Origin of the sequence: Microcystis aeruginosa FD4, assembly GCF_009792235.1 — a bacterium.
GTDB lineage: Bacteria > Cyanobacteriota > Cyanobacteriia > Cyanobacteriales > Microcystaceae > Microcystis > Microcystis viridis.
Genome location: NZ_CP046973.1, coordinates 3,763,166 through 3,780,788, shown reverse-complemented (window position 1 = coordinate 3,780,788; position 17,623 = coordinate 3,763,166). Strand labels below are relative to the sequence as shown.

Sequence of the window (17,623 nt, the reverse complement as noted above, 5' to 3'; positions counted from 1 at the left end):
TTCAAAAACATCAAAAATAAGGATTAAATCGCATAAAATATGTAAATAGACCATTTAACTGATTATTATTCATTCTTAATTCTCCTGACTACTGACTACTGGCTACTGACTCCTAACCCTAACAACAATTTTTGATTTTTACAAGAGGTTAACAGCCGTTCGACTTCACCCAATAGTTACTTGACTGGTATCGACGCTGGTTGCCCCATGGACTTTACTGGCAATGGCCACCATTTTGTTTAAATTCGCCTGATTGGAAACCTTGCCTTTTAGTACAACTTTACCACCAGTTTGAGCGACCCACAATTTGTCTTCATCAGCTAAATCCGGTGTCTCGTCAAAAGCTAAAACTACTCGTTTAGCTAGGCCGCTTTCGTCGTATTTTCCATCTAATCCGACTCTTTCGGGGGGAATACCGGCAGCAGCGGCTTTCCCTGCGATCGCACTAGCGGCATCTGCCGGTTTATCTAAGCCAAAAATTCTTTTTAACCAATCCATTGCTAACACTCCTGATTGAGTTCTAAAACCCCAATTTCTTTAACAGGGATTTCGTTGAAACGATGTGTCGATCTAATCCTAAACGATCGGGACCGACTCCCACCGCTAAAGCGACCAATTGGGAAAAATGTAACACGGGTAAACCTAAACTTCGACCGATCACTTTTGCCACTTCCGGTTGTCGGGAATCAAGATTAAGATGGCATAAAGGACAAGGGGTGACTAAACAATCGGCCCCCGCTGCCATCGCCTCTAAAATGTGTTTTCCTGCCATTTGGAAGGATTGGGTGGTGGCATAACTGGACAGAGGCCAACCACAGCATTGAGTGCGTCCTTGATAATAAATCGGATTCGCCCCCACCGCTCGAAAGACATTTTCTAGAGATTCCGGCTGAAAGGGATTATCGTAGGGGAGAGTATCCTGGGCCCGCAGGAGATAACAACCATAAAAACTGGCACAATTTAACCCTGATAAGGGACGAACCACCTTGGCCGCCAGATTATCTAAGCCATAATCGCCGACAATTGCCCAGAGTAGGTGTTTAACCGTCGTCGTACCTTGGTAGGGGGAACAATGTTCTTTCTGTAAATAATTATTAACTTCCTCAACATAATTGGGATTATTATGCTTTGCTTCCTTCAAGCGCTCGTCCACATGACCGATCACCCCTTGACAGGTGCTACAGTGAGTCAACAGGGGTAAATTGAGGGCTTCCGCTAGGGCAATATTGCGCGCATTGACGGCATCTTCCAAGAGTTGCGAATCTTCCTTATAGGTTCCCGAACCACAACAGGCAGCTTTTTTAAGTTCGACTAAATTAATCCCCAAAGCTTCCGTCAGGGCTGCCGTGGATAAATATAGTTCCCGACAGGCACCTTGAGCGACACAACCGGGAAAATAAGCATACTGGAGATTTTTGACTGTCATGGATTCTAGGAAATTACTACTCATTGCCTATCTACCATCTTGCCCCCCTTCCCCCCTGTCATCACTAAAGTCATCGAATTTCTTAACAGACAGTCTTTTGTGGGCTGCCCTGAACAAGTGTACGGTAGTTTGTCCCTAGAAATAATATCCCAAAAGGAGGAGAGCCATCTCAACAGTACAATGGCTCTCCTTGAGAAAAATTGTTGTCATGAGGAGTCGGTTGTACCAATGGGAATCTACCCGGTCAAGAGGTGATTTACGGGTAGAATTGAGAGTGCAGCCGAGAAATTGCGGCGAGAAACCCTATTTTGTCTGCTTACGCCGCTTGGGGGAGGGTGATGACAGCATCAAAGTCAGCACGGCTAGGGAAAATCGAGAGAACCCGGTCTAGTTGGGTTAATTCAAAGATAATCTTGACTGAAGGTGGAATAGAACAGATATTGAAGGATTTTTCTTGACTTTGAGCCAGACGAAAGGCGGTAACTAAAGCCATTAATCCAGCGCTGTCGAGGAATTCCACCCTACTCATATCCACCAGAAAGGTGAAAGAGCCACTCTGGTTAACCAGATTGGTGAGCTGCTCTTGAAATTCTAGGACGTTAGCGGCGGTAATATAGCTACTTGGCTCAAATAGAGCAATTTCTGGGACTTTTACAGGACTTTTCATGGCTGGGCTTTGAAATTCATAAATGAACCTTTTAACTGGAAATCAGATACCGCTATTATGTCCTAACTTTCTGATTTTGCCACCTTGGTCTTGATCAATTTTCTCTCTCCTGAAAAGATTAATCTTTTTTTAATTTTTACCCTGTAGGAAGTAACCACTTTTAGGTTAACCTTTAATACGGGCAATAAAGAGAAACAGTGATCAGGACTGACTAGGGTAAACATCAAGGGAAAGTCGTTAGGTTTTAAGCTCTAATCCCGAATGACTGATGATGACCCAGTATTCTACCGGTATTTTTGCTAAAATAAAGTAAAGCAGGATACAGAAACTAGATTTATTGAGCTAGAGTAAGGAAATTGTGGATACCCAGCCGACTATCCGCCAATTAGTGGAAAAAGCCCTATATTATCGTCAGATCACGCCAGAAATCGAAAACGGAATTAATGAACTCCTCGCTCGTCTTGGCTACGTTTCTGATGTGGATTACGAGGCCCTCGAGTTACTCATGGACGAAATGGACGAAGGCCGGATTAATCTCGTTCCGCGTCGGTAATTTGATAGGGATATTTTCGATTATATAGATTTACACCGGGCGATCGGGGCTGTTGCAATCTAATCGCGGAGACTAGGACTATCATAGATCGGGTCTAGGGAGATCGCCGAATTGATTTCCGATGCGGGCTCTTCTGGTTTCTGTGTGGAAACGAGGTCTATACTGATAGTTTCTTCGACAAAATAGTCCTAAAACCCACATTCCGCACCCTAAAGTGTCACATTGAAAATTTTATCTAAATCGTCAAAACGATTGCCGGCTCTGAATTACAGGCTAATTTGTTTGCCCAGCAGATGCACAATTAGCCCTAAAAATCTGATAGCTCTGATACCAAATTATTGAGATCAACTCTCATTCAGCTGGCGATCGCTTAAATATGAGCATCGTTTACACGATATATGCCAGAATGTGGAATATGGAAAAAGCCTATTCTTACCGATTTTACCCCACACCCGAACAAGAGTCGCTATTGCGGCGCACCGGGTATATTGCTGAGAAAATGCCGTTAAATATTCGAGAATGGGATTGTCCAGACTGTGGGACGCACCATGACCGAGATATTAACGCCAGTAAAAATATTTTGGCCGCAGGACTTGCGGTGTCAGTCCGGTTCGCGACCATAAGACCAGAACAGAGTAAATCTGTTAAGGCAGGTGCGGAACCCCGCAAGGGAAAGAAGCAGAAACCTAAATCGTGAGGTTTGGGAATCACCGTCCGTAAACGGACGGTGAGGATGTCAACCCGAATTAAATGTTCCCACCCCAAAGTTGGAAGACGGGGGAGCAAACAACTCTAGTTTTGCCAATGGACGAGCTTTCGCTAACCGACAGTAATCTTTCCCCGACTAACCCCCTTTTAAAATAACCTTTGAGCGTTGGGAGCCACTACCCATGACCGTAGCCCTAAACCGAGCCGTTATTTATCCTGACAGTGATGGACAACCGATGGCCGATAATACCTGGCAATTTCGCTGGATTGTCTTGATTAAGGAAAATCTTGATTGTGTATTTCGAGATGCTCCCGATGTGTTTGTGGCGGGGGATTTACTGTGGTATCCCGTCGAAGGTCGTCCAGATGTTCGCGTCGCTCCCGATGTGATGGTGGTCTTTGGACGGCCTAAAGGCGAGCGCGGCTCCTATCGTCAGTGGCAGGAGGGAAATATTGCACCCCAGGTGGTGTTCGAGATTTTGTCGCCTGGAAATACCCTCAAGGAAATGGCCAAAAAGTTAGGGTTTTATGAACAATATGGGGTAGAGGAATACTATATTTATGACCCTGAACGGGTGGATTTTGCTGGGTATCAGCGCAGGGCCAACAAGTTGGAAGTGATCGAAATGGCGACGGATTGGGTTAGTCCCCGGTTAGACATCCGTTTTGTGTTAAACCAGGAGCAGTTAGAAATTTATACTCCCCAGGGTAATCGTTTTTTAACAACCCTAGAGTTATCCGAACGGGCTAGTTTAGCAGAGCAAACCGCAGAGACAGAACGGCAAAGAGCTAATTTAGCAGAGCAAACCGCAGAGGCAGAACGGCAACGGGCCAATTTAGCGGAACAGGAAAATGAACGGCTCCTGGAATTATTACGGCAAGCAGGAATCATGGGGGAAGGGCAGGGATAATTGTTCTGACAGTTTTTGTATTCTTTAAATTGACCCGAGGATAATTTTGTAGATGATACAGTACGATAAGAAACAGTCAAGCGAATGAAGGGAGTTTTGGATTTTTGGCTAAACTGTCTCCTGAAGTATTAACCACTATTTTTAGCTTACAACGACGGCTCATAGAACTGATTGCCGAAACGAAAAACACCGAATTTAGTCTTTTCGAGCGTCATGGTGAAACAGAGGAGACACTACCAGAGTTAGAACAAATTGAGAATTGTCTGGAAAGATTAAGAAATCCTTACTCTCGTCTTCATACTTTAACCCTAAGAATCTCTGAATACTATCCAATCGCTCCTTCTGCTATCCTAGAGTTGTTAGCGGAAACCATCGAACAAGCTCAAATCTCAGCCGATGTCGTGACGGCAAATTTATCTGAAACCAGAAAAAATTGGAGGTTATCAAAGTTTGGAACGGCTTCACAATCGAAGTGAGAGCGATCGCTGATTTGGTTTAGTGCGATGCCGAAGGCACTGCGTAGCAGTACGCCGCTCTTATAACGCAATTTTTAAGAGGGGTTAAAAGCCCCTTTTTTGGTTAAATCATGAGGACGGATGTAAAGGGCAATAGAGCGATCGCTGTTTTGATTTAGAGTAAAGAAGAGACGATCATTTTTATTGTTAAAATCTTAAGTTAGTAATCAAGCTATAATTAGCGAATGAACAAAAAACAGCGAAAAACCTATGATGCTATTTTTGTTGATCCCATCCGCCGTAACATCGTTTGGGATGATGTCGTTAATTTAATTCAGTCATTGGGAGGTATAATTACTCAAGGCGATGGCTCAAGAGTTCGATTTGACCTAAACAAAATTTCCCTTAACATTCATTCCCCTCACCCCCAAAAAGAACTAAAAAGATACCAAATTAAAGCTCTTCGTGAATTTCTAATTAAAGCAGGAGTAGATTAATGCGATACAAAGACTATGAAGCTGTGATTGAATACGATGAAAGCGATCGCTTATTTTTTGGTCGCGTCATCAACACAGAAGATATTATTGTTTTTGATGGTCTTTCCGTTGATGAACTAGAACAGGCTTTTAAAACCGCCATTGAACAATATTTAATGGATTGTCAAACCCTCAATAAAATTCCTAATCAACCCACCTATTCCTTATCTTCTCATTAGTGCGATGCCGAAGGCACTGCGTAGCAGTACGCCGCTCTTGCTGTGCCTCGCTGTCCCATATTGGTCGGATTTTCATCTCATGGGTAAAACAAAAGGGTTCCTTCAATCCGACATTCAAGGTAACTTCACCCAGTTTCCCCAAATCTCCAGAAATCAATATAATTAACTTCAGGCTTTCTCCTAACCTGATTTTTTCCATGATTCCTTTAACTCTTAATCTCTTGCAAGGTTCCGTTACTTTTCGTTTCAGTCCCAGTGCTGCCTTGGATTTGCAAAGGGAAATTAACATTTTACTTGATCGCCTAAAAGCGATCGCCAGTAATGCCGCTAGTGGGGGTAAACCCCAACCCCAAAAACCGCTGGAATATCAGCACACTGGTGATGTGTTTCTGGAAGTGTTTTGTAATCCCAATATTTATCCGAGTCCTTTTTCGGCTAAAGTTTTGTTAACGGTTCGTGATGATCGCCTACGCTTAACCACAGAAGCAGAATTAACCCGTGTGATCGAAGATTTAGAGCGTTATCTCGACCAAAATAGTTAGAATCGGGGGATTTTTGGGGTTTCGACCTTTCCTTGTCGTCCCACCTCTCCCCATCTGATTATTCTTCTCTAGCTTGCCATGTTACCGACCGATTTATTGATTTCCCGTCAAAATGGCGAGACAATTATTCCCAAACGCTTACCGATCGCGACCGATTATCTGGCGATCGCTAAAGAACAAATCACCTGTTTTCAGGAAAGTATCGGTGAAACCAAGGGAGAATTAAGCCAAAAACTCCTAATCTTGGAGGGAGACAGTCCCGATTATAAAATTAAACGGGGATTTGCTCACCTATTAACCAATCATTTTGCCACCTTTGAGATTATTAGTCCCTTAGAACCGCAGGAATTAAGAAAAAGAGTTTTTGAACAAGCGGCCAACTTTGTTCCTATTCCCCAAAATCGATCGCTAATTCTGGAGAAAATTGCCCAGCAACTCAGCCAAGAATTAAATCAAGAAATTTTTCCAGTGGCTCTAGAAAAAGGACTCTATGCTGATTTAGCAGAGAATAAAATTCTCACTCAATTTGATGCTCCCACCCCTGAAAACTTAATTCATCGTTTTAACCTCTCGCAAATTCAAGGTATTTTTTATCGGGCCAATTATTTAATTATCAACGTCCACCGCAACGATCCAGGGGAATATAAATATCTCTTTCGCTATCTAAAACTATTTCGTTTAATGACTTATATCGAAGGGGATGCCGACACGGGATTTACTATTACTATCGATGGTCCCACCAGTTTATTTAAAGCTAACAGTCGTTATGGCATTGAAATCGCTAAATTAATACCGGCCCTACTCCATGTTACTCACTGGAATCTGAAGGCACAATTACAGTACAAAGATTCCTATACAGGAACTATTAAAAAACAACAGTTTAATTTAGAGGATAACTGTGGTCTGGTGTCCCACTATTCCCCGGGTAAACCCTACGATAGTATGTTAGAGGAATCTTTCGCTAAACGTTGGTTACAGTTAAAAACTGAATGGCAACTAGAAAGGGAAGTGGATTTAGTGCCTTTACCCGGAGGAGTGATGATTCCCGATTTCCGTTTATTGCATCCCGATGGTCGCGTTTTTCTCCTCGAAATTGTTGGTTATTGGCGACCAGAATACCTACAAAAGAAATTTTTACAGGTTAAATCGGCCCAAGCAAATAATCTAATCTTAGCCGTATCGGAACGGTTAAATCTAGAAAAAGCTGGAGTTAAATTTCAAAATCTACCCGCTCAGGTTATCTGGTTTAAAGATAAATTATCACCCCAAGCAGTGTTAGAAGTTTTAAATTAAAAGGTTAAGAAGCTAAAAGCGGAAGTATAATTTAATACTCCCGCTTCGGTTTAATCAGACTAGGTCAACTCTTTCGCTCAAGACCAGACAATGAGAGTTACATCATTGAGCAATGGCAGGATTGATGGACACTTTCACCACTTTATTTTTTTCTTCTTCCGCTTTCGGGAGGGTGAGGTTGAGAATGCCATCTTTGTATTCAGCAGTCACGTTAGTGTTATCAACCCGAACAGGTAGAGGAATAACCCGATGGAATTTACCATAACGGAATTCAGTGCGGGTAAATCCTTCTTCTTCGGTTTTAATTTCCGATTTTCTTTCACCATTAATGGTCAGACTATCGGCTGTTACTTCCACGTTGAGGTCTTTGGCTTCCATACCAGGTATTTCCAGTTTAAGCTGAACTGCCTCTGGCGTTTCGGTTATTTCCGCCGCTGGGATGAAGGATAACCCCATTTTTTCGCCATTGCCTACATCAGTCGGCACAAGACGGTCAAACAAGCGATTCATTTCTTTCTGTAGGCTTTCTACTTCTCTGAAAGGTTCCCAACGTATAAGTGCCATATAAGTCACCTCCGAAGTTTTCTTAAGGCTAGAGATGTTGGTTTATCTCTACACTTTTAGGATAGATAAAAGATTCTCTGACCGGGGTAGGGTTTTCGGTATTGAGTTTTTCCAGATTCCCGTACTATCTCCTATACTAGAGCTAGGTGAAAAGGTTTTTCCCAGGAAAGTGGGAATTATAAATTATGAATTATGAATTATAAATTATGAATTGGGAATTATAAATTATGAATTGGGGAGTGGGAAGTGAGAAGACCACTTCGTGCGCGACGTTCGGACGTTCGGCGAAGTTTAGTCGAGCGGACGGTGAGCCTGTCGAACCGTTGCGGGGGGAAGTGGGGGGTTTTCTCAGTGAACTGATAACTGATAACTGATAACTGATAACTGACTCCACCGACAAACTTGTTCAGCACAACCTAATTATCTACTGATGAATAATTAAACTTTCTAAACTGGTTTGTAAATCTTGGGTTAATTGTGCTACGGCCGAGCGTCGATCGCTTTTATAATCGCCATAGCGCTCGGATACGGAAATAGATTCGCCAATAGTTATTATCGCTTTTTGTTGACCAATTTGGGGACGAAAAAAGGGATTACCTCCCTTGATTCTTGTTACTAAATCCCAGAGTAATAAAATTGTCTCAGCAAATCTTTCTACGGTGGGTTTTTCTTTGACATAATAACCGGTTACTGAGACGAAACTTTCCACAATTCTCATGTGCCACATTTTTAAATTAGCTTCATCAGCAAGGCGATCAGCTAATCCTAATTCAAGGGGAGAAATAGAATGAGTGGGTTTTAATTCTTCCCGATAAATGCGTTCCCATCCTGCTTGTTCTAAACGACGACAGCGATCGATTACATTACCATAAGGAGAAAGATTAAAATAATTTTCTGCGGTTTGTAGGGCCACATCTAATAAATTGGCTAAACGTTTGGCTAGGGTTTCATTTGGATCATCACCATTGGCAGGTACTACCGGCAAAGATTGATAGTAGAAATCTCGATAAAAATCCTCCATTAAGGATAATAATCTTTCTCCTAACCGAAAAAGACGATCATATAAAACCTTTTCTTCTAGGGACGAATTCGGGGGGGGTTCTAAACCGCTATCGGTTTCTAAATCAGTTAAAATTCGCTCGATTTCTTGCCACACTGGAGTCAGATAAAAATACTGAATACCAATAGGTAAAATAATGACTTCTTGCTGTTGTTTAGCTTTTTTGACATCATCCACCCCCCAAAAAGCTAATTGAGAAATACCCGGTTCAATCGCACTGACAAGCTCATTATGTCCGTTAGTTGCCCCTTCCGGAGCAGCGGCTAAAGGATAATCTCCTTCTAATAATAAACGACGAGCAGATCGCAATCCGATTAAATCGGCTTTTCCCCGTTGAATTGGTGTGCCACCTAACTTAGAATATAACCATCCTACCCTTTCTCCAGCCCATAAAGGAATCCCTCGATCGTACATAAAATGAGCGTGAATCGGTGCTGGTAATTTTATTCCTAACTCTTGGGCTTTTTTGGGTACTAATTTCCACAAAAGATAGGCCATACAGTAGGGATCCCTAATACTGGGATGACGGAAAGCAAGCAGTAAACGTACTTTTTTCTCTTGACTTTTTTGATAAAATGTGATTAAAGTTTCTAGATTAGCGGCGGAAATTTCTCTTAAGTTGGTTTGAGTTTGTAACCAGAGAGGTAAAAAGATTTGACATCCCTTTAAAAGCAAGGGATTAAGGTCAGGTGGTATAAATTCTAGAGGAGGTTGTGCGCCCAAAGATAGATGAGACATATAAGTAGTCGTGCCAAATAAATTTCCTAGTTGAGACAGTTATCAGTTATCAGTTATCAGTTATCAGATTTGAGTTTACTGTTTATTGTTTACTGCTCTTAGATGTGTAATTAATTTTGCTTAGGTACTTAAGAAGGGAAGAATAAAAGAAAACTCTGATCAATAATTACCCACTGGCTAAAAGGTAATCACAGCAGCAAACAGGTGTCGAGCTAGATTTCAAATAGACTGGGATTACAGGCTCCCTCAACCGTGAAAGGAGAAATTAACCGACTTTAATCGAGGAGGAACACAAATAGCTTACCTCCTCACCTAAACAAATACAGCTATACTATAGCTCTATCCCCATTTCTCGCAAACGAGCTTCCAGACGTTGAGAACGCTGTCTTTCCGCTTCCAGAGCTTGCTGAGTAGCATTTAATTGCTCCTGTGCCGCAGCCGCTTGCTCCTGTGCCGCAGCCGCTTGCTCCTGTGCCGCAGCCGCTTGCTCCTGTGCCGCAGCCGCTTGCTCCTGTGCCGCAGCCGCTTGCTCCTGTGCCGCTTCTTCCGGCAAGGGGATTAAATTGCCTTCCGGGTCATAAAATCTCGCCCAGATTGCCGTTTCTCGGTCAATAGTACCCTGCCAAGTTCCCAACCAATAGCCCAAGGTTTCGCACCATAACCAGCCGCGCTCGTTTCGTTCTAAAGAATGGTAGCGTTGGTCGGCTCCTAAATGCCATCCTTGTAAAGAATTGCCATCAAAAGGATCGTAGATGAAATAATCTGGCGTGCGGAAGGTTCCCTCATAAATGGCTTTTTTTCGCACTTTATCAGTCCTAGCGGTACTAGGAGAGGTTAATTCCACGATAACGTCAGGATAACGTCCCTCTTCTTCCCAAATTACCCAACCCTGTCGCTCTCTCTTGCCATCGACATTGAGGACAGCGAAGAAATCGGGCCCGCGAAAATCGCGATTTTTCGCCTGTTCGCGGCTGAAATAAATAAACATATTGCCACCGGTGTAGAAGTCGTCTCGTTCGCCGTAACCCTGCTGTAGGGAGCGAATCAGCACATTCATGGCAATGCGGTGTCGGTTGCTTTCCAAGGGTTCACCATCATCAAAAATTAAGTCTGTGGGGGGTGGGGGGGGTTCCCAGAAGTCCTCGAAATCTTCTTCTATCAGTGCCGGAGAGGTGGCAGTTTCGTCGCTTTTGGCAATCGTCATTTTTTCGTCCTCTCTAGGTGGGAGTATCCATATTTTGGCTGATTATTTATCATGTTACATCATAATTTAGGAGTGAGGAGATAGATTTTAGCAGTTGAGAAAATTATCTTCGCTTAACAATGATCAAAACTTTTCTTCCTGGTGCGTTACATTGGTCAAACACACCCGAATAATATCCTTAAGCTAACCAAAAAACTTGGCTTTATCTTTAACTAATTTTGTCCCGATTCCAGCGGCAATGACTTCAGAGAGAATGCTAATTAAACGATAGATAGCAACGGTGACAAGTACGTTAGCGGCGGGAAATTTTTCTGAGTCTAAAAGTGCGATCACTGTAGCTTCAAACACCCCTAATCCTCCCGGCGCACCGGGGACAACTAAACCCAATAACCAAGCAAAACTAAAGGTTCCTAAGAGGGGTAAAATCTGAGCGGGGGTAATCATTTTTAACACCATCCAAGCTAAAATAAAACCCGCACCGCGCCACAATAAAAATCCAGTTTCACCCAAGAGAGGGACGAGAGGATATTTAGTTAGATAAACAGGTTCCTGAGCAATCTTTTTCTTTTGGCTAAGGATTTTGAGAGGATAATTTAAAAATTTGGGATGAATGCTGATTAAAATTAATCCTAAAACTATGATCTGTATCCCTAGACTTGAGCTAGATTTCATCCAACCTAAACCACTACCAATAACTGCTATGGCTAAGGCTGCACACACCAGCAATAAAAGTTCTAATAAAACGCTTAAACTAGCGGTTCCCCAATCACTTCCTGCTTTATTAATTGCCACAATGCGAGCATAAAAGTGGCCGATATTACCGGGTAGATATTTTCCTAAATTGGTAATCATATAGATGCCAATTCCCGCGGAGGTTTTAATCGGTTGTTGATAGCTTTTGAGTATCCATGTCCACACCCACCCTGCCCAAATTTGAGCGATAATGGTGGTGACAAGTGCCAAGAAAAGAAATAACCAGCCATGATTTTCAATTCTAACTGAGGTGACGTTATCCCAGTTATTTTTAAGATTGCTGAGAACAAAAAATAAGGTTCCCCCAATAATCAGCCAACGTAGAAACTTTTTCAGCATTTCATTTTTTCCTTTATTCATTTTCTGGAGGAAACCAGTCGAGAGCGAACAGATTTTCTAAACTGTAGGGACATTCCCCAGGAAAACTAACTTGATTATCGGTTTTTTCTCTAACATAATTTAAGGCTTTCTGGTAAATACGAGGTAATTCTTGAGTGAGATAATTGCGGAGATTAGTAGTTAAATAATTGTCGATCTGGTTTTGGAAATTGACAATTTCTGAGCGCCAATGACTAGGATTATATGTTCTTTCATCTTGCCAAAATTGTAGGAGTAAACAATGTCTAATAATTTGCTCTAGCAAACTAGCAACCCGAAACTTTTTTTCGTTTCCCAAATCTTCTAACTCCTCGATTAAGTTTTCTAAATCTAAAGCGTCAAAATTTTTAGCCTTGAGCAGTTCTATGGTTTCTGCTAACCAGAGGGAATCATCAATTTCGTAGAGAGTTTTTAAGTCGGGAATAACAGTCATTTTTTATCTCCTTGATGATAAGATGGTAGCCAATTAGGATCGAGAAGTTCTTCTAAACTGTAGGGACAAGTATCGGGAAAGTTAACTTGATTATCAGTTTTTTGACGAACGTATCGCACTGCATCTTCATAGATATTATCAAACTCTTGCTCCAGATATTTACGAAGATTTGTGGTTAAATAACGTTTTAGTTTATCTTTAAAACTCACTATCTCTGCTTGCCAATGAGCTTGGTTATATTCTCTTTCCCTTGTCCAAAATTGTAATAATAAACAATGTCTAATAATTTGCTGTAAAAAACTAGCAACACGAAACTTTTTCTCGTTTGCCAAATCTTCTAACTCCTCGATTAAGTTTTCTAAGTCTAACGCTTCAAAATTTTTAGCCTTGAGCAGTTCTATGGTTTCTGCTAACCAGAGAGAATCATCAATTTCGTAGAGAGTTTTTAAGTCGGGAATAACAGTCATTTTTTATCTCCTTGATTGTCAGATGGTAGCCAATTAGGATCGAGAAGTTCTTCTAAACTGTAGGGACAAGTATTGGGAAAGTTGACTTGATTGTTGGTCTTTTTTGTCACATAACGGATTGCTTTCTGATAAATATTATCAAATTCTTGTTCTAAATATTTCCGTAAACTTGCCGTTAGGTAGGTATTTAATTGATCTTGAAAATTTACCAGTTCTGACTCCCAATGACCTTGATTATATTCTCTTTCGCTTGCCCAAAATTGCAGTAACAAAGCATGACGAATAATTTGCTGTAAAAAACTAGCAACACGAAACTTTTTCTCGTTTCCCAAATCTTCTAACTCCTCGATTAAATTCTCTAAATCTAAAGTGTCAAATCTTTTATTCTTCAAGAGTTCGATAGTTGCTTCTAACCAGAGGGAATCATCAATCTCGTAGAGAGTTTTTAAGTCGGGAATAACAGTCATTTTTTATCTCCTTTATTCGTAAGATGGTAGCCAATTAGGATCGAGAAGTTCTTCTAAACTGTAGGGACAAGTATCAGGGAAAGTAACTTTATTCTTTGTCTTTTTCCGCACAAAGAAAACTGCATCTTCATAAATGTTAGTTAATTCATTTTGTAAATAATTACGGAGATTGGTGGTTAAGCCTCTTTTTAGCTGAATTTGAAAGTTGACTATTTCTAACTCCCAGTGATCCTGATTATATGCTCTTTCCTCTGTCCAAAACTGTAGAAGTAAAAAATGTCTAATAATTTGCTCTAATAAACTAGCAACACGAAACTTTTTTTCGTTTCCCAAGTCTTCTAACTCCTCGATTAAATTGTCTAAGTCTAGCGCTTCAAAGTTTTTAGCCTTGAGCAGTTCTATAGTTTCTGCTAACCAAAGAGAATCATCAATTTCGTAGAGAATTTTTAAGTCGGTAATAACAGTCATTTTTTATCTCCTTGATTGTCAGATGGTAGCCAATTAGGATCGAGAAGTTCTTCTAAACTGTAGGGACAAATATCAGGAAAGTTAACTTTATTATCAGTTTTTTGACGAACGTATTGCAGGGACTCAAAGTAAATTTGCTCAAATTCCTGTTCTAGATATTTGCGAAGATTTGTGGTTAAATAGCGCTGTAACTGATATTGAAAACTTATTATCTCTGCTTGCCAATTAGCCTGATTATATTCTCTTTCCCTTGTCCAAAATTGCAGTAACAAAGCATGACGAATAATTTGCTGTAAAAAACTAGCAACACGAAACTTTTTTTCGTTTCCCAAATCTTCTAACTCCTCGATTAAGTTTTCTAAGTCTAGCGCTTCAAAATTTTTAGCCTTGAGCAGTTCTATAGTTTCTTCTAACCAGAGGGAATCATCAATTTCGTAGAGAGTTTTTAAGTCGGGAATAACAGTCATTTTTTATTTCCCCTAGAATTGGCAATAGTGACCAGTTAAACCGATCACTACAGCTTTTATATACTAGATAATTTTAGCGGAGCGCAGACCGAAAAAGAGACCGAGGGCAATTCCGGTAAAAACGATCAGATAACCCGCTAAAGCAGCAACAGCTAACACAGACATGGTGAAAATCTCCCAAGTAATTTAATCTTTTTTAGCATTGTACCGTTATTCTTGCCCTTCCCCTTCCTCCTCTTCCATATCTTCCCCAAAGCGCTGCTGGGGGGGAATTGCGGCGACAATTGCCTCGATTACCTTGCCGACTGGAACAATTTCTAAGCCCACATCTTCGGGATAAACTTGACCTCTAGGGACAATCGCCCGTTTAAAGCCCAATTTCGCCGCTTCTTTTAATCTTAGTTCCATTTGCGACACTAAGCGCACTTGTCCGCCTAATCCCACTTCCCCGATTAAGACTGTGCGCGGATCCACGACTCGATCGCGAAAACTAGCGACAACAGCGATCGCCACTCCCAGATCCGCCGCCGGTTCTTCCACTCCCAACCCTCCCGCGGAGGCAACATAGGCATCTAATTTCGATAAAGGAATGCCGACGCGCTTTTCTAAAACAGCGAGAATTTGCTGTAATCGGTTGTATTCTATGCCCGTGGTCGATCTTCGGGGGGAAGCGTAGCTGGTGGGGCTAACTAATGCCTGTAACTCCACCACAATTGGGCGTGTACCTTCACAGGCTACCACCGTCGCCGTACCGGGGGAAAATTCGTCGCGATTGCCTAAAAACAATTCCGAGGGGTTTTCCACTTCCACCAAACCGTGATCCACCATCTCGAAAATACCGATCTCATGGGTTGCCCCAAAACGGTTTTTCACCGATCTTAAGAGACGATGGGAGGCATAGCGATCGCCTTCAAAATATAACACCGTATCGACCAAATGTTCCAAAACTCGCGGGCCCGCGATCGCTCCTTCTTTAGTCACATGACCGACAATTAATAAAGTAATATTCTCCCGTTTTGCCACCTGCATCAAGGCGGAGGTACATTCGCGAACTTGGGCGACGGATCCCGGTGCGGAAGTTAACGCCCCAAAATAAAGAGTTTGAATACTGTCAATTACCGCCACCTGTGGGCGTAAAGATTCTAATTCCCGCAAAATTTCCTCTAAATCGGTTTCTGGCAGGACATAGAGATGATTATCGAGTTCTGTGGTTGATTCAGAGGCTTTTTTCTCCTTGCCATTGCCATTATTTTCCGACTCCACGGCAACCACTCCCACCCCCAAACGGGCAGCCCGCAGTTTAATCTGTTGTCCCGATTCTTCGGCGGAAACGTAGAGGATGCGCGGTAATCTTTGGGCGAGTTGGTTGGTAACTTGCAGTAAAAGCGTCGATTTGCCGATGCCCGGATCGCCACCGATTAGTACAAGAGAACCGGGGACGATGCCACCACCGAGGACGCGATCGAATTCCCCGTAACCAGAGGGAAAACGTTCCTGTTCATACTGGGTAATTTCCGAGAAGCGAACCGAGATACGCGGTTGCGGGTTGCGTTGTCCTTTGCCGTTATTTGGGCGACTATTTTGCCATCCTGGGCGATTTACCGCCGGATTATTGCCACCAGCCATCACTTGTTCTTCTAGCGTCCCGTAGGTGTCACAACTGGGGCATTTTCCCAACCATTGGGGAGATTCCGCCCCACAAGCACTACAGATATATATTGTTCGCGATTTCGCCATGTTTTTTAAGAAAAGTTGAAGAAAAGTGGTTTGGGGATCAATTCTCTTGTCAAATTTAATTAAGTATGATAGAGGGGAAGGAAGACAATAAAGTTATTGATAATTGCCATAAAAGAAATAAAATAGGAAATTTAGGCTTAATGATAACGGCAAAAGGATATTCTATAAACAGGAACGCTCGTTATTTAACTTTAAAATTCATCACACTATTTAACTAAGGAGTGTTAATTCAATTGGAGAACCATAAGGAAAAAATTCTCGTTGTTGATGATGAAGCCAGCATCCGTCGTATCTTAGAGACTCGTTTGTCGATGATTGGTTATGAAGTCGTCACCGCCGCCGACGGGGAGGAAGCTTTAGAAACCTTCCGAACCGCTGAACCCGATTTAGTGGTTTTGGATGTGATGATGCCGAAATTAGACGGTTACGGTGTCTGTCAGGAACTCCGCAAAGAATCGGATATTCCTATCATTATGTTAACGGCTTTGGGGGATGTGGCCGATCGAATTACCGGGCTAGAATTGGGCGCGGATGACTATGTGGTTAAACCTTTTTCTCCCAAAGAACTCGAAGCGCGGATTCGTTCGGTGTTGCGTCGGGTAGAGAAAAATGGCGCGCCGGGGATTCCTAGTTCTGGTGTGATTCATATCGGTTCAATTAAAATCGATACCAATAAACGCCAAGTTTATAAGGGGGATGAACGCATCCGTCTGACTGGTATGGAATTTAGTTTACTAGAATTATTGGTCAGTCGCTCGGGAGAAGCTTTTTCGCGCTCGGAAATCCTTCAGGAAGTTTGGGGTTATACCCCCGAACGTCATGTGGATACGCGGGTGGTAGATGTGCATATTTCCCGTTTACGAGCCAAATTAGAGGATGATCCCAGCAATCCTGAGTTAATTCTCACCGCTAGAGGTACAGGCTATCTTTTTCAACGTATTCTAGAACTAGACGAGGAATAGTTCTCAGCTATGGCACCAGCTGATCCCAATCGTATTTTAAGACTGTTACCCCTGTTCGCTGGCATCGTCGGGGGTACGGTATTAATGTTTAATCGTTTTGCCACTGCCGATTTAACCCCATCGCAAGCGCGTTCCGATGTGATGGGAGTGATTTTGAGTGGGGTTTTAATTTTGGTGGGTTTAATCTGGCAAAGAGTTCAACCCCGCTTACCGGATGCTGTGGAATTAATCGGGCGCGAAGGCCTGGAATTTGCCCCAGATTTGCCAGAACCGGTTAAAATTGAGCTTGCTTGGGCTTCCCATTTACTTTTAACTAATACCGTGACAAAATCTCTGATCGTTTATTATCGGGGACAAGTTTTATTGCGTCGCGGTATCTTAAAGGAGAATTCTGAAGTTAAAGTTAGTAATATTATCAAAAGAGTTTTAGAAACCGGTAAAGCCGTTTATTTAGTTAATTTAAATTTATATCCCGCTAAAATCGAGTTTGACTATTTGCCAGAAAACACCCAAGGTTTAATCTGTCAACCCATCGGTAAGGAAGGTGTGTTAATTTTGGCGGCAAATGCAGCGCGCAGTTATACTAAACAAGATGAAATTTGGATCGAGGGAATTGCTGATAAATTAGCCAACACTTTCAGTCAGTTTTAGCCGA

General features: G+C 42.1%; 23 protein-coding genes and 1 pseudogene. 10 read left to right on the top strand and 14 right to left on the bottom strand.

The features are described 5' to 3' along the window. Positions 1–165 precede the first annotated feature (165 nt). From GQR42_RS18925 to GQR42_RS18915, 3 genes are all read right to left on the bottom strand, one after another. Positions 166–498: a BON domain-containing protein gene (locus tag GQR42_RS18925; protein WP_158201144.1), complete on the bottom strand. Its 333-nt coding sequence runs from the start codon at positions 496–498 to the stop codon at positions 166–168. A gap of 22 nt (positions 499–520) precedes the next feature. After that, positions 521–1,450: a CoB--CoM heterodisulfide reductase iron-sulfur subunit B family protein gene (locus tag GQR42_RS18920; RefSeq protein WP_199273212.1), complete on the bottom strand. Its 930-nt coding sequence runs from the start codon at positions 1,448–1,450 to the stop codon at positions 521–523. 292 nt (positions 1,451–1,742) lie between these two features. Beyond that, positions 1,743–2,093, bottom strand: a complete 351-nt coding sequence (locus tag GQR42_RS18915; RefSeq protein WP_158201143.1) for an STAS domain-containing protein — start codon at positions 2,091–2,093, stop codon at positions 1,743–1,745. Positions 2,094–2,451: 358 nt separating this feature from the next. On the opposite strand from GQR42_RS18915, the gene GQR42_RS18910 reads away from it, so the two are divergent. The 8 genes and pseudogenes from GQR42_RS18910 to GQR42_RS18875 all read left to right on the top strand — a co-directional run bounded on the left by GQR42_RS18910 (position 2,452) and on the right by GQR42_RS18875 (position 7,270). Continuing rightward, positions 2,452–2,646, top strand: coding sequence for a hypothetical protein (locus GQR42_RS18910; RefSeq protein ID WP_046660872.1), 195 nt, complete (start codon positions 2,452–2,454; stop codon positions 2,644–2,646). Positions 2,647–3,082: 436 nt separating this feature from the next. Then, positions 3,083–3,343 (top strand): annotated as a pseudogene (locus GQR42_RS18905) (zinc ribbon domain-containing protein); the annotation flags it as partial. A 193-nt stretch (positions 3,344–3,536) separates the two neighbouring features. Next, positions 3,537–4,265 carry a Uma2 family endonuclease gene (locus GQR42_RS18900; protein ID WP_158201141.1) on the top strand — a complete coding sequence of 243 codons (729 nt, stop codon included), beginning with the start codon at positions 3,537–3,539 and terminating at the stop codon, positions 4,263–4,265. A gap of 104 nt (positions 4,266–4,369) precedes the next feature. After that, entirely contained in the window at positions 4,370–4,741 is a 372-nt protein-coding gene (locus tag GQR42_RS18895) for a hypothetical protein (protein WP_158201140.1), read from the top strand. A 224-nt stretch (positions 4,742–4,965) separates the two neighbouring features. Beyond that, positions 4,966–5,217: a type II toxin-antitoxin system HicA family toxin gene (locus GQR42_RS18890; protein ID WP_158201139.1), complete on the top strand. Its 252-nt coding sequence runs from the start codon at positions 4,966–4,968 to the stop codon at positions 5,215–5,217. Beyond that, positions 5,217–5,435, top strand: coding sequence for a type II toxin-antitoxin system HicB family antitoxin (locus GQR42_RS18885; protein ID WP_158201138.1), 219 nt, complete (start codon positions 5,217–5,219; stop codon positions 5,433–5,435). Before GQR42_RS18890 ends, GQR42_RS18885 begins: the two co-directional genes overlap by 1 nt. A 197-nt stretch (positions 5,436–5,632) precedes the next feature. Next, positions 5,633–5,977 carry a hypothetical protein gene (locus GQR42_RS18880; RefSeq protein WP_008206324.1) on the top strand — a complete coding sequence of 115 codons (345 nt, stop codon included), beginning with the start codon at positions 5,633–5,635 and terminating at the stop codon, positions 5,975–5,977. A gap of 78 nt (positions 5,978–6,055) precedes the next feature. After that, entirely contained in the window at positions 6,056–7,270 is a 1,215-nt protein-coding gene (locus tag GQR42_RS18875) for a DUF790 family protein (RefSeq protein ID WP_158201137.1), read from the top strand. A 102-nt stretch (positions 7,271–7,372) separates the two neighbouring features. On the opposite strand, the gene GQR42_RS18870 is transcribed toward GQR42_RS18875, so the two are convergent. The 11 genes from GQR42_RS18870 to radA all read right to left on the bottom strand — a co-directional run bounded on the left by GQR42_RS18870 (position 7,373) and on the right by radA (position 16,006). Further along, on the bottom strand, positions 7,373–7,834 hold the full coding sequence (locus tag GQR42_RS18870; protein WP_158201136.1) for an Hsp20/alpha crystallin family protein: 462 nt from the start codon (positions 7,832–7,834) through the stop codon (positions 7,373–7,375). Positions 7,835–8,258: 424 nt separating this feature from the next. After that, the gene (locus tag GQR42_RS18865) at positions 8,259–9,632 is read right to left on the bottom strand and encodes a 1-acyl-sn-glycerol-3-phosphate acyltransferase (protein WP_158201135.1); all 1,374 of its coding nucleotides are present in this window, start codon (positions 9,630–9,632) and stop codon (positions 8,259–8,261) included. Between the two features lie 331 nt (positions 9,633–9,963). Next, positions 9,964–10,836, bottom strand: a complete 873-nt coding sequence (locus GQR42_RS18860; RefSeq protein ID WP_158201134.1) for a Uma2 family endonuclease — start codon at positions 10,834–10,836, stop codon at positions 9,964–9,966. Between the two features lie 183 nt (positions 10,837–11,019). Further along, positions 11,020–11,949: a lysylphosphatidylglycerol synthase transmembrane domain-containing protein gene (locus GQR42_RS18855; RefSeq protein WP_158201133.1), complete on the bottom strand. Its 930-nt coding sequence runs from the start codon at positions 11,947–11,949 to the stop codon at positions 11,020–11,022. Continuing rightward, positions 11,942–12,400 (bottom strand): DUF29 domain-containing protein, encoded by a 459-nt coding sequence (locus GQR42_RS18850; RefSeq protein WP_158201132.1) that lies wholly within the window; start codon positions 12,398–12,400, stop codon positions 11,942–11,944. The genes GQR42_RS18855 and GQR42_RS18850 overlap by 8 nt, the downstream gene beginning before the upstream one ends. Next, on the bottom strand, positions 12,397–12,867 hold the full coding sequence (locus tag GQR42_RS18845) for a DUF29 domain-containing protein (protein WP_158201131.1): 471 nt from the start codon (positions 12,865–12,867) through the stop codon (positions 12,397–12,399). The genes GQR42_RS18850 and GQR42_RS18845 overlap by 4 nt, the downstream gene beginning before the upstream one ends. Then, positions 12,864–13,334: a DUF29 domain-containing protein gene (locus tag GQR42_RS18840; protein WP_158201130.1), complete on the bottom strand. Its 471-nt coding sequence runs from the start codon at positions 13,332–13,334 to the stop codon at positions 12,864–12,866. Before GQR42_RS18840 ends, GQR42_RS18845 begins: the two co-directional genes overlap by 4 nt. 12 nt (positions 13,335–13,346) lie before the next feature. Beyond that, the gene (locus GQR42_RS18835; RefSeq protein ID WP_158201129.1) at positions 13,347–13,802 is read right to left on the bottom strand and encodes a DUF29 domain-containing protein; all 456 of its coding nucleotides are present in this window, start codon (positions 13,800–13,802) and stop codon (positions 13,347–13,349) included. Then, positions 13,799–14,269, bottom strand: coding sequence for a DUF29 domain-containing protein (locus tag GQR42_RS18830; protein WP_158201128.1), 471 nt, complete (start codon positions 14,267–14,269; stop codon positions 13,799–13,801). The genes GQR42_RS18835 and GQR42_RS18830 overlap by 4 nt, the downstream gene beginning before the upstream one ends. Positions 14,270–14,332: 63 nt before the next feature. Beyond that, the gene (gene petL / locus GQR42_RS18825; RefSeq protein WP_002752397.1) at positions 14,333–14,434 is read right to left on the bottom strand and encodes a cytochrome b6-f complex subunit PetL; all 102 of its coding nucleotides are present in this window, start codon (positions 14,432–14,434) and stop codon (positions 14,333–14,335) included. 45 nt (positions 14,435–14,479) lie between these two features. Beyond that, positions 14,480–16,006 carry a DNA repair protein RadA gene (gene radA / locus GQR42_RS18820; protein ID WP_158201127.1) on the bottom strand — a complete coding sequence of 509 codons (1,527 nt, stop codon included), beginning with the start codon at positions 16,004–16,006 and terminating at the stop codon, positions 14,480–14,482. 233 nt (positions 16,007–16,239) lie between these two features. On the opposite strand from radA, the gene rpaB reads away from it, so the two are divergent. Both rpaB and GQR42_RS18810 read left to right on the top strand, forming a co-directional pair. Then, on the top strand, positions 16,240–16,968 hold the full coding sequence (gene rpaB, locus GQR42_RS18815) for a response regulator transcription factor RpaB (protein ID WP_199273211.1): 729 nt from the start codon (positions 16,240–16,242) through the stop codon (positions 16,966–16,968). A gap of 9 nt (positions 16,969–16,977) precedes the next feature. Next, positions 16,978–17,619 (top strand): cofactor assembly of complex C subunit B, encoded by a 642-nt coding sequence (locus GQR42_RS18810; RefSeq protein ID WP_158201125.1) that lies wholly within the window; start codon positions 16,978–16,980, stop codon positions 17,617–17,619. Positions 17,620–17,623: the final 4 nt, after the last annotated feature.

Bases quoted from the DNA above. Each gene is read 5' to 3' on its own strand.
- GQR42_RS18925 (WP_158201144.1), bottom strand. From the start codon at position 498: ATGGATTGGTTAAAAAGAATTTTTGGCTTAGATAAACCGGCAGATGCC.
- GQR42_RS18920 (WP_199273212.1), bottom strand. From the start codon at position 1,450: ATGAGTAGTAATTTCCTAGAATCCATGACAGTCAAAAATCTCCAGTAT.
- GQR42_RS18915 (WP_158201143.1), bottom strand. From the start codon at position 2,093: ATGAAAAGTCCTGTAAAAGTCCCAGAAATTGCTCTATTTGAGCCAAGT.
- GQR42_RS18900 (WP_158201141.1), top strand. From the start codon at position 3,537: ATGACCGTAGCCCTAAACCGAGCCGTTATTTATCCTGACAGTGATGGA.
- GQR42_RS18890 (WP_158201139.1), top strand. From the start codon at position 4,966: ATGAACAAAAAACAGCGAAAAACCTATGATGCTATTTTTGTTGATCCC.
- GQR42_RS18885 (WP_158201138.1), top strand. From the start codon at position 5,217: ATGCGATACAAAGACTATGAAGCTGTGATTGAATACGATGAAAGCGAT.
- GQR42_RS18880 (WP_008206324.1), top strand. From the start codon at position 5,633: ATGATTCCTTTAACTCTTAATCTCTTGCAAGGTTCCGTTACTTTTCGT.
- GQR42_RS18875 (WP_158201137.1), top strand. From the start codon at position 6,056: ATGTTACCGACCGATTTATTGATTTCCCGTCAAAATGGCGAGACAATT.
- GQR42_RS18870 (WP_158201136.1), bottom strand. From the start codon at position 7,834: ATGGCACTTATACGTTGGGAACCTTTCAGAGAAGTAGAAAGCCTACAG.
- GQR42_RS18865 (WP_158201135.1), bottom strand. From the start codon at position 9,632: ATGTCTCATCTATCTTTGGGCGCACAACCTCCTCTAGAATTTATACCA.
- GQR42_RS18860 (WP_158201134.1), bottom strand. From the start codon at position 10,836: ATGACGATTGCCAAAAGCGACGAAACTGCCACCTCTCCGGCACTGATA.
- GQR42_RS18855 (WP_158201133.1), bottom strand. From the start codon at position 11,949: ATGAATAAAGGAAAAAATGAAATGCTGAAAAAGTTTCTACGTTGGCTG.
- GQR42_RS18850 (WP_158201132.1), bottom strand. From the start codon at position 12,400: ATGACTGTTATTCCCGACTTAAAAACTCTCTACGAAATTGATGATTCC.
- GQR42_RS18845 (WP_158201131.1), bottom strand. From the start codon at position 12,867: ATGACTGTTATTCCCGACTTAAAAACTCTCTACGAAATTGATGATTCT.
- GQR42_RS18840 (WP_158201130.1), bottom strand. From the start codon at position 13,334: ATGACTGTTATTCCCGACTTAAAAACTCTCTACGAGATTGATGATTCC.
- GQR42_RS18835 (WP_158201129.1), bottom strand. From the start codon at position 13,802: ATGACTGTTATTACCGACTTAAAAATTCTCTACGAAATTGATGATTCT.
- GQR42_RS18830 (WP_158201128.1), bottom strand. From the start codon at position 14,269: ATGACTGTTATTCCCGACTTAAAAACTCTCTACGAAATTGATGATTCC.
- petL (WP_002752397.1), bottom strand. From the start codon at position 14,434: ATGTCTGTGTTAGCTGTTGCTGCTTTAGCGGGTTATCTGATCGTTTTT.
- radA (WP_158201127.1), bottom strand. From the start codon at position 16,006: ATGGCGAAATCGCGAACAATATATATCTGTAGTGCTTGTGGGGCGGAA.
- GQR42_RS18810 (WP_158201125.1), top strand. From the start codon at position 16,978: ATGGCACCAGCTGATCCCAATCGTATTTTAAGACTGTTACCCCTGTTC.